Below are 9,270 nucleotides of genomic sequence, written 5' to 3'. Positions count from 1 at the left end.
GCCATCACCTGGCTCGCACCCTTGGCCGTGCACCCACCGGGACCGAGAGGTCACAACCCTACCCAGGGCTGCAGAAGGGATGGTCCTCTAATGAGCACCCGGGAACTGCCCGGGCCCGGCAGGGGCGAGCGGGTCGCGGACTGGTTCGACGGGCGGCTCGGCATCCACTCCCTGGGCCGGAAGTATCTGCGCAAGGTGTTCCCGGACCACTGGTCCTTCCTGCTGGGCGAGATATGCCTGTACAGCTTCGCCGTACTGATCCTCACGGGCGTGTACCTCACCTTCTTCTTCCACCCGTCGATGAACGAAGTGACGTACCACGGCAGTTACCTCCCGCTGAACGGCGTCCGCATGTCCGAGGCGTACGCCTCCACGCTCGATATCAGCTTCGACGTTCGGGGCGGACTGCTGATGCGGCAGCTGCACCACTGGTCGGCGCTGGTCTTCGTCGCCGGGATGCTCACGCACATGATGCGGCACTTCTTCACGGGGTCGTTCCGCAAGCCCCGGGAGATCAACTGGCTGTTCGGCTGGACTCTGCTGTTCCTCGGCATGTTCGAGGGCCTGTTCGGCTATTCGCTGCCGGACGACCTGCTGTCGGGCACGGGCCTGCGGTTCGTGAACGGCGCCCTGCTCTCCGTGCCGATCGTGGGGACGTATCTGTCGATGTTCCTGTTCGGCGGAGAGTTCCCGGGCGACGACATCGTGGCCCGCTTCTACTCGCTGCACATCCTGGTGATCCCCGGCATCATGGCGGCGCTGGTCGTCGCGCACCTCCTGCTGGTCGTGTACCACAAGCACACCCAGTTCGCGGGCCCCGGGCGGACCGAGCGCAATGTCGTCGGCGCCCCGTTCATGCCGGTGTACCTGGCGAAGGCGGGCGGCTTCTTCTTCCTGGTCTTCGGCGCGCTCGCCGTGATGGCGGCCGTGGCGACGATCAACCCTGTCTGGTCGTACGGCCCTTACCGCGCCGACCAGGTCTCCACCGGCGCCCAGCCCGACTGGTACCTGGGCTTCGCCGAGGGGCTGGTCAGGATCATGCCGGGCTGGGAGATCACGTTGTGGGGTCACACTCTGGTCCTCGGGGTGCTGATCCCGGTCGTGGTCTTCCCGCTCCTGCTGGTCTTCATCGGCGTGTATCCCTTCCTGGAGGCCCGGGTCACCGGCGACAAGCGCGAGCACCATCTCCTCGACCGCCCCCGCAACCGCCCCGTCCGCACCGGGATCGGCGCGGCCTGGATCAGCCTCTATCTGATCCTCCTCGCGGGCGGCGGCAACGACATCCTGGCCACCCGCCTCCATCTGTCGATCAACACGGTGACCTGGGCGATCCGCATCGCAACGCTGTTCGTCCCGGTGGCCGTGTTCGTCGTCACCCGCCGCGTCTGCCTTGGCCTGCAACTCCGCGACAAGGAACGGGTGGTGCACGGCCGGGAGACGGGCGTGATCAAGCGGCTTCCGCACGGAGAGTACGTCGAGGTGCACGCACCACTGAGCCAGGCCGAACTCCATACGCTGACCGCCCACGAGCGGCCCGGCGAGCTCGTCGAGCACGAACCGTAGGGGAACCGGAAGCGACCATCGGGCGAACGACATGTACCGGGGCCGTCTCGACCCGACGGCCCCCTACAACTCCTGGCGCGGTCCCGCTGTCAGACCCCATACCGACACCAAAGGTGCTCCGGGGACGACAACAGCTCACACCACCAACGGAGTTCACGTGTACATGCGCTCAACGGCCGCCCGACCGACCGCCGTCACCGCTCTCGCCCTGGCCGCCACCGCGATCCTCGTGCCGCCCGCCCACGCGGCGGACGGCGACGACTACCGGGTGACCCTCACCAGCAGCACCGCCACCACCGACTACACCAACCGCACGGTCGACCTGACCGGCACCCTCACCCGCGCCGACGGCACTCCCGTCACCCACGCACCGGTCCGGCTCGAGGAATCGGTGCTGTTCGACACCTGGAACCCGTGGGGAGACCCCATCGACCCGACCGAGTGGGAGACCCGCGACCTGGGCACCGTCCACACGGACGACGAGGGCCACTTCACCCTGGAGGACGTCCCCGCGGACCGCGTGGACGCCAAACCCAGCCCCTACCTCTTCCCGCGCCACCGGGTGATGTTCCGGGCCGTCTACGACACCGACCCCACCGACTTCCACATGGCCTTCGCCGACACCACGGTCAAGGTGAAGCCGGTCACCAGCGCCATCACCTACCGGGTCAACAAGACCAAGGTGCGCGTGGGCGACACCCTCGTCGTCAAGGGCAGAATCGCCTGGCCCGCCGGGCACGGCCCGATCGCGGGCACCCGGGTGTTCCTGCGGACGTACTTCGAGAGCGCCTACAACGCACAGACCACCACCGACGCCCGCGGCGACTTCACCGTCCGCGCCGAGATCCGGAACTACGACAACGAGTTCGTGATCTTCTCCGCGCCCAAGGACTACTACATAGCGGGGGCGAGCAAGGACCTCCCGGTCAAGAACATCACCCGGTAGCGCCCGGCACAGGGGAGGCCCGCTGCCGCACCCGTCGGCAGCGGGCCTCCCGTCCCTTCTCAGCCGGCCGTCATCCCTGGCCGGCCACGAAGGAGGCCATCCGGGCCAGGGCCGAGTTCCAGTTGATCGTGTGCTCGTTCGTCGACCAGGACTGGATGTCGTCGATGTAGCAGAACTGACCGACGCATCCCTGGAGTTTGCTCTGTGCGTAGGGGTCCTGGATGCTCGAGTTCGGCCCGCCGGCGAGCGTGCCGGCCGGCGGGTTCGGCTGGTTCGGATCGAGCTGGTGGGCGTACCAACGGGCGTGCTGGTTCTGGGAGTTGACCTCGCCGTAGCCGGTCACGTACGAGATGTTCAGCGCGTTGCGGCCGAAGAGGTAGTCCATGCTCTGCACGGCCGCGTCACGGTACTTGGAGGCACCCGTGATGTCGTACGCCGTGGCGATGACGACGGCGTTGTGCAGGACCTGGTGGTTGGAGCCCCAGTCGTAGAGGTTGCCCTCGGGGGCGTACGGCATCCCGTACGGCTGTGCCTTCAGCGTGGCCAGGTAGCGGTCCGCGCCCTTGACGACCGACTGGCGCACCTTGTCCCGGCCGGGCAGCTTGCTCGGCACGGTGGCGAGGTCCAGCCGGGCGGCCGCCGCCGTCCTGGCCCAGTCGTAGCCGAGCGGACCGAAGATGTCGGCCGTATGGACCGGGGAGTTGAGGACGTGGTCCGAGAACTCCTTTTCACCGGTGCTGAGATACAGCTCGGCGGCCGCCCAGTAGAACTCGTCGGTGACGTTGTTGTCGGCGTACGCGCCGCCGCCGACGCCGTCGCTCTCGGAGGCGTACCGGTCGGGGTGCGCGAGTGCCGCCGACCACGCCTTGCGGGCGGCCGCCAGAGTCTTCGCCGCGAACTCCTTGTCGTACGGCTTGTACAGGCGCGCCGCCTGCGCGGCCGTCGCCGCCAGATTCAGGGTCGCCGCGGTGGACGGCGGGTGCAGTTCGCGCTTCTGCGGGTCGTCGTGCGGCATCAGCGGCAGGCCCGTCCACTGCTCGTCGTGGATCTTGTGGTGGGCCATGCCGGCCAGCGGCTGCCCCGTGGGCACCTGCATCTTCAGCAGGAAGTCCAGCTCCCAGCGGACCTCGTCCAGGATGTCCGGCACTTTGTTGCCGCTCTCCGGGATGGCGAGCGTGCCGTCGCCGAGCTTCTCCGACTCCCCGGTGCGGGCGAGCAGTTCGCGTTCGTACGTGCTCAGCAGCTCCCACACGGAGATGCCGCCGTTGACGACGTACTTGCCGTGGTCGCCCGCGTCGTACCAGCCCCCGGTGACGTCCAGCCTGTAGTCGCACACTCCCGGCTGGCAGGGCACCGCTCCGTCGCCCTGGTTGGGCGCGACGTCGACGTGTCCGGCGGGGCGGGCGTAGCCCGGGCGCAGGTCGTCGCGGATCGCGATGCCGCTGCGCTGTGTGTAGTAGTACTTCACGGCGTCGAGCCGCAGCCGCTCGTAGGCGGCCGTGCCGATGTCGAAGGGGCGGCTCGCCTCCCCGTCGGCGACCAGTGTGAGGTTTTTGCCCTGCTTGCGGTAGGCGCCGAAATCGATGGAGTGGACGTTCTGCGCGGAGGAGGCGTCGGTGCCGCGCGGCACCGTCCAGCCCCGCGCGACCACAGCACCGTCAGCGCTCTTCAGCTGCCAGGGCAGCCGCTCGGTGGCGTCGGTGACCAGCGTGGCCTTCTTCGGTCCGGCGGGCACATAGGCGACCTGGTTCACCCGCACCCGTGGCCCGGTGTCGGGTTCGTACACCTCGGGTGGCACTCCGCCCAGCAGCGAGGCGTTGTCCATGCAGAAGCGCCACGGGTCGGTGCTGCCGCCGAGTTGGAAGGCGACCTGGCCCTGCGGGGTGTCGACGGGCGAGGTGAAGGTGTACGCGTACGAGTTCCCGGAGACGCTCAGCTCCGGCGTCACCTCGAACCAGGTGTCGTACGGCGCCGCCGACTGGCCGACGATCGCCCGCACGACATGCGCCTCGGGCGAGGCGTTGGCGGTGAAGGAGAAGCGGTACGACTCCCCCTTCACCAGCGTGATGTCGTTCTGGCCGACGGCGGCGTCCCAGCGGTTGGTGGTACCGCCGGGAACGTCGGCGCACAGCCGCCCGTCGGACAGACCCGCGGTGACGTTGCTGGTCGCCCACCACGGCTCGGTCGTGGTGTCGAACGTCCCGTTCTTGAGCTGCTCGACCTCCTCGGCGCCGGCCGATGCGGCCGGGAATGCGGTGAGTCCGGCCGCCAGCAGGGCCGTCAGGGACAACAGGATGGTTCTGCGTCGTTTCACGTCTGGGCTCCTCGGGAGAGGTGCGGGTGACGCTCCCGGTGGGAGCGCTCCCAGATGCGGACGCAGCCATGCTTGTCGGCGACCTGACACTCCGTCAACGGTCCGGACGTAACGCTTCGCTGGGATTGCCGCGATCGGTCGCCTTCCCGGTCGAAGGTCCGGGCACGTCCGAAGTCCACCGAGACCCAGTCCTCGGAGCGGGCTCCGTCGAAGGCGGGCAGCAGGGCCGTGGCCGCCTTGAGGAAGCCGTTGGACCAGCCGGTGGCCGGGTCGCCGTCGAGCATGGCCGCCGGGAGGGTGTCCGGTCGTCCGGAGTAACTGGCGTCCGCGTACGGGTAGTTCGGGGGCGTGGGGTGATCGGGCTCGACCACCCCGGCCGGGGTGAGCGCGCCTGCCTCGCGGGAATCGTCCGTACGCTCACGCTGCCCGGCCGCAGGCCCGAGCACCATCTCGGTGGCGTCCTTCGCGCCCCACTCGTCGAAGAACCGGAGCCCTTGTCTTGCTGTAGGCGCCGTTGAGGTGGAAGCCCTCGTCCGGGTCTTCAGGGTGTAGCGGTGCTGCAGGGTGGCGAAATCCCACAACTTCGGCTCGGAGACCGTGAGTTCGTGCGTCTCGGTGGCCTTGTCGGTGACGGCTGTCGTGGAGGACGTGCGGGCCACGGTACGGCCACGGGGATCGACGATCCGCGAGACGATCTCGACGTCCGTGCCACTTGCGGAGGCGTTCACCACCGAGGTCCGCACCCGTACGGCGTCCCGCTCCTCGGTGACCTCGGGCGTGGTGACGTACATCCCCCAGCGCTCCACGTGCACCGGCTCGGTGACGACGAGGCGGGCCTCGCGGTAGATGCCGCTGCCCGAGTACCAGCGGCTGCTGGGGAGGCGGTTGTGCACCTTGACCGCGAGCACGTTCTCGGTGCGGCCGTCGGTGTGCACCAGGTCGGTGAGGCCCAAGGCGAAGCACCAGCCGTCGCGCAGCGCGGCCGCGCGGCGGCCGACCCCCGCACCCGCGGCCCGGGCGAGTTCCGCGGCCTGTGCGGTGGGGTGCTCAGCGGCGCTCCGGTCGCCGGGGCGGCCGTGGAGGCGAGAAGTAACGATCTTCGAGTGACTGCCATGGCGACTCTCCCGCATCAGAGCCCAGAAGTACTCACAACTGATCGTGAACAAACGGCTTCTGACGGGACGTCACGCGGGGCAGTCAAGAGTGCACCAAGGGGGTTCCGATACGTGCGAGACGCCGAAGCACTAGGCTGGAGCACAAGTCACACGCTTGATCACCGTGAGTGTGCGCGATGGAGTGGCGGCGACCATGAGCCCGGAGTACCCGTTCGACGAGGCCGCGACGGCCCGGGCGGTCATCGACGACAGCGGCTTGCTCGTCGAGTGGAACGCCGGGGCGGAGCGATTGCTGGGTCACCCGGCCGCCGAGGTCCTGGGGCGCCCCGCCGTGGATCTGCTGGCCGACGACGGGCACAGCGCCGCCGGCGCCCCCGAGGGCGAGCGTTGGGACGGCATCCTCAGCCTCCGCCATCGCGACGGCCGCGAGGTGGCGGTGTGGCTGCTCGCCCACCGGGTGCGGCCGCCGGACGCCGGGCCCGACCGCTGGCTCGTGGTCACGCCGATCGAGGGGGACGGCCCACGGCTGCCCGGCGATCCGCTGGACAACGTCGGGCTCCTGGAATCCCCCTGCGCCATCGCCATTTACGACGAGCGGCTCCGGCTGCGCAGGATCAACTCCGTCATGGCGGAGGTGCTCAGCCTCTCCGAGGAGCACGTACGAGGCCTGCGGGCGCCCGAGCTGACCGGCAGAGCGCAGAGCTACGACATCGAGCGGCAGCTCCTGCGCGTGCTCACCACGGGCCGGGGCACCGACGTTCGGACGTACGTCCCCGTCGGCGGGGACCGTATGTACGCCTGGCTGGCCCGCATGGCTCCGATCACCGACGCCAAGGGGCGGGTGCGCGGTGTGTCCGTCGCCGCGCACGACTTCACCGACCAGTATCTGGCCCAGGAGCGGCTGCAGTTGGTGAACGAGGCCAGCGTGCGCATCGGCAGCACCCTGGACGTCGCCCGCACGGCCCAGGAGCTGGCGGACGTCTGCGTCCCCGCCCTCGCCGACTTCGTGAGCGTCGACCTGCTGGACCCTCCGGAGCACGGCGGCGAACTGCCCACCGGCAGACTGACGGCCCCGGTCACCCTGCGCCGGGCCGCCCACCGGTCCGTCGACCACGACACCCCCGAAGCCGTGGTCAAGCCGGGGAACGTGGACGTGTATCCGGCACCGTCACCCCAGGCCGACGCGCTGCTGGCGGGACACGCCATCGTGGCCTCGACGGCGACCGGCGACCTCGGGCAGTGGCTCTCCTGGGACCCGGCACGCGCCGAGCGGATCCAGGAGTACGGCATCCACACCACCATGGCCGTGCCGGTCCAGGCGCGCGGCACCACCCTCGGCGTCGCCGTGCTCACCCGGTTCAGGAACCCCGAGCCGTTCACGCCCGACGACGTGCTGCTGGCCGAGGAGATCACCGCACGGGCGGCCGTCTGCATCGACAACGCCCGCCGCTACTCCCGCGAACGAGAGACCGCCCTCGCCCTGCAACGCAGCCTGCTCCCCCGGTCCCTGCCGCACACCGCCGCGCTCGAAGCGGCCTCCCGCTATCTCCCGGCGGCGCGGTCGGGGGTGGGCGGCGACTGGTTCGACGTGATCCCGCTGTCGGGGCTGCGGGTCGCGATGGTCGTCGGGGACGTCGTCGGGCACGGCATCCAGGCCTCGGCCACCATGGGCCGGCTGCGCACCGCCGTACGCACCCTCGCCGACATCGATCTCGCGCCCGACGAGCTGCTGACCCACCTCGACGACCTGGTCGTCCGCCTCTCCGAGGAGACGGGCAACGAGGACAGCCCCGGCGAGGTCGGCGCCACTTGTCTGTACGCGGTGTACGACCCGGTCTCCCGGCGCTGCACGCTGGCCCGGGCCGGGCACCCCTCGCCGGTCATGATCCCGCCGGGCGGCGAGCCTCGGGAGATCGAACTGCCCGCCGGGCCGCCGCTGGGCCTGGGCGGGCTGCCGTTCGAGTCCGCCGAGATCGAACTGCGCGAGGGCACCGTGCTCTCCTTCTACACGGACGGCCTCATCGAGACGCGTGAACGCGACGTCGACGCCGGCCACATGCTCCTGTGCGAGGCGCTGGCGGCCCGTTCCGACTCGCTGGACGAGACCTGCGACCACGTCCTGCGCGCCCTGCTCCCGCCGGGTGGCGCCGCCGACGACGTGGCGCTGCTGCTGGCCCGTACCCAGGGGCTTCCCCCTTCCCGGGTCGCGACCTGGGACATCCCCGCGGACCCGGCGCTCGTCGCGCCCATCCGCAAGCAGGTCGTCGACCAGCTCGGGTCCTGGAACCTGAGCGAGGCGTCGTTCACCGCCGAGCTGGTGGTGAGCGAGCTGGTCACCAACGCCATCCGCTACGGCATCCGGCCCATCCGGCTCCGGCTGATCCACGACGCGGCCACACTGATCTGCGAGGTCTCCGACAACAGCCACACGGCACCGCATCTGCGCCGCGCCAAGACCTTCGACGAGGGCGGCCGCGGGCTGCTGCTGGTCGCCCAGCTCACCCAGCGCTGGGGCAGCCGGCACACGGCGGACGGCAAGACGATCTGGGCGGAGATCGGGCTCGTCGACGAGGGCTGAGACGAGCGCTGGCACTCGTGTGAGCACGCGTGTGAGTACTCAGCGGGAAAACGGGGAGTCGTCACAGACATGGGACGCACACGGGCATTCCACTCCGCGCACCGCGTACAGCGGGTCCGCAGGGCGACTCCCCTGGTGAGCGCCGTCGCGTTGCTGAGCCTTGCCGCGGCATGCGGCAGCGGCGCCGACGCCGGCGGTGCCGTGCGGACACCGGCCGGCACGAGCAGCGGTACGGCCACGGTCGATACGGGGAGTCCCGCGGCCGAGCCGGACACGACCGGACCGGGCACCGCCGACACCGGCAGTCCCGTGACCCAGTCGGCCGCCGCGGCCCCGCGCTGCCACACCTCCGAGCTGCGCGCGAAGATCGGCCGTCCCAGTCCCGGTGCGGGGCAACGGAACTTCCCGATCGTGCTGACCAACACGACCGACCGCACCTGCAGCGTGCGCGGCTATCCCGGTGCCGCCTTCGTGGACGCGTCCGGCAGGCAGCTCGGACCGGACCCGAAGCGCTCCCCCGACACACCGACGACCGTGACGCTGGCCCCGGGCCGGAGCGCATGGGCCGGGCTGACCTACGCCAGCCCGGAGATCAGCGGAGCCCGGACCGCCGTGCCGGAGGCGCTGCTCGTGACGCCGCCCGACGAGCGGGACCCGCTCAAGGTGGCCTGGACGGCCGGTGAGGTGCCCGTGGCCGGCAACGAGTCCTCGGTGTTCCTGACGGTGCTCCAGCCCGGCACGGGCGGCTGATCCC

The 9,270-nt window shown here is 70.3% G+C and carries 5 protein-coding genes and 1 pseudogene; 4 read left to right on the top strand and 2 right to left on the bottom strand.

Translation table 11 applies throughout. From position 1 onward, the window contains the following. Positions 1-90 precede the first annotated feature (90 nt). A complete protein-coding gene (qcrB, locus tag IF78_RS0127835) occupies positions 91-1,563 on the top strand; it encodes a cytochrome bc1 complex cytochrome b subunit (RefSeq protein ID WP_031485648.1) in 1,473 nt (490 codons plus the stop codon). 157 nt (positions 1,564-1,720) lie between these two features. Continuing rightward, positions 1,721-2,509 (top strand): hypothetical protein, encoded by a 789-nt coding sequence (locus IF78_RS0127830; RefSeq protein WP_051828226.1) that lies wholly within the window; start codon positions 1,721-1,723, stop codon positions 2,507-2,509. A gap of 70 nt (positions 2,510-2,579) precedes the next feature. Here IF78_RS0127830 and IF78_RS0127825 read toward each other — a convergent pair whose 3' ends face one another. Continuing rightward, a complete protein-coding gene (locus tag IF78_RS0127825; RefSeq protein WP_031485644.1) occupies positions 2,580-4,823 on the bottom strand; it encodes a glycoside hydrolase family 9 protein in 2,244 nt (747 codons plus the stop codon). Positions 4,824-5,302: 479 nt separating this feature from the next. Next, a pseudogene (locus IF78_RS46525) lies at positions 5,303-5,782 on the bottom strand (glycoside hydrolase family 2 TIM barrel-domain containing protein); the annotation flags it as partial. Between the two features lie 349 nt (positions 5,783-6,131). On the opposite strand from IF78_RS46525, the gene IF78_RS0127815 reads away from it, so the two are divergent. Continuing rightward, on the top strand, positions 6,132-8,516 hold the full coding sequence (locus IF78_RS0127815) for a SpoIIE family protein phosphatase (protein WP_031485640.1): 2,385 nt from the start codon (positions 6,132-6,134) through the stop codon (positions 8,514-8,516). A gap of 69 nt (positions 8,517-8,585) precedes the next feature. Then, positions 8,586-9,266 carry a DUF4232 domain-containing protein gene (locus IF78_RS0127810; RefSeq protein WP_031485638.1) on the top strand — a complete coding sequence of 227 codons (681 nt, stop codon included), beginning with the start codon at positions 8,586-8,588 and terminating at the stop codon, positions 9,264-9,266. The last annotated feature ends 4 nt before the right edge of the window (positions 9,267-9,270 follow it).

Origin of the sequence: Streptomyces bicolor (assembly GCF_000719285.1) — a bacterium.
GTDB lineage: Bacteria > Actinomycetota > Actinomycetes > Streptomycetales > Streptomycetaceae > Streptomyces > Streptomyces bicolor.
The sequence above is the reverse complement of the archived record's forward strand: the minus strand, read 5'-3'. Positions and strand labels throughout refer to the sequence as shown.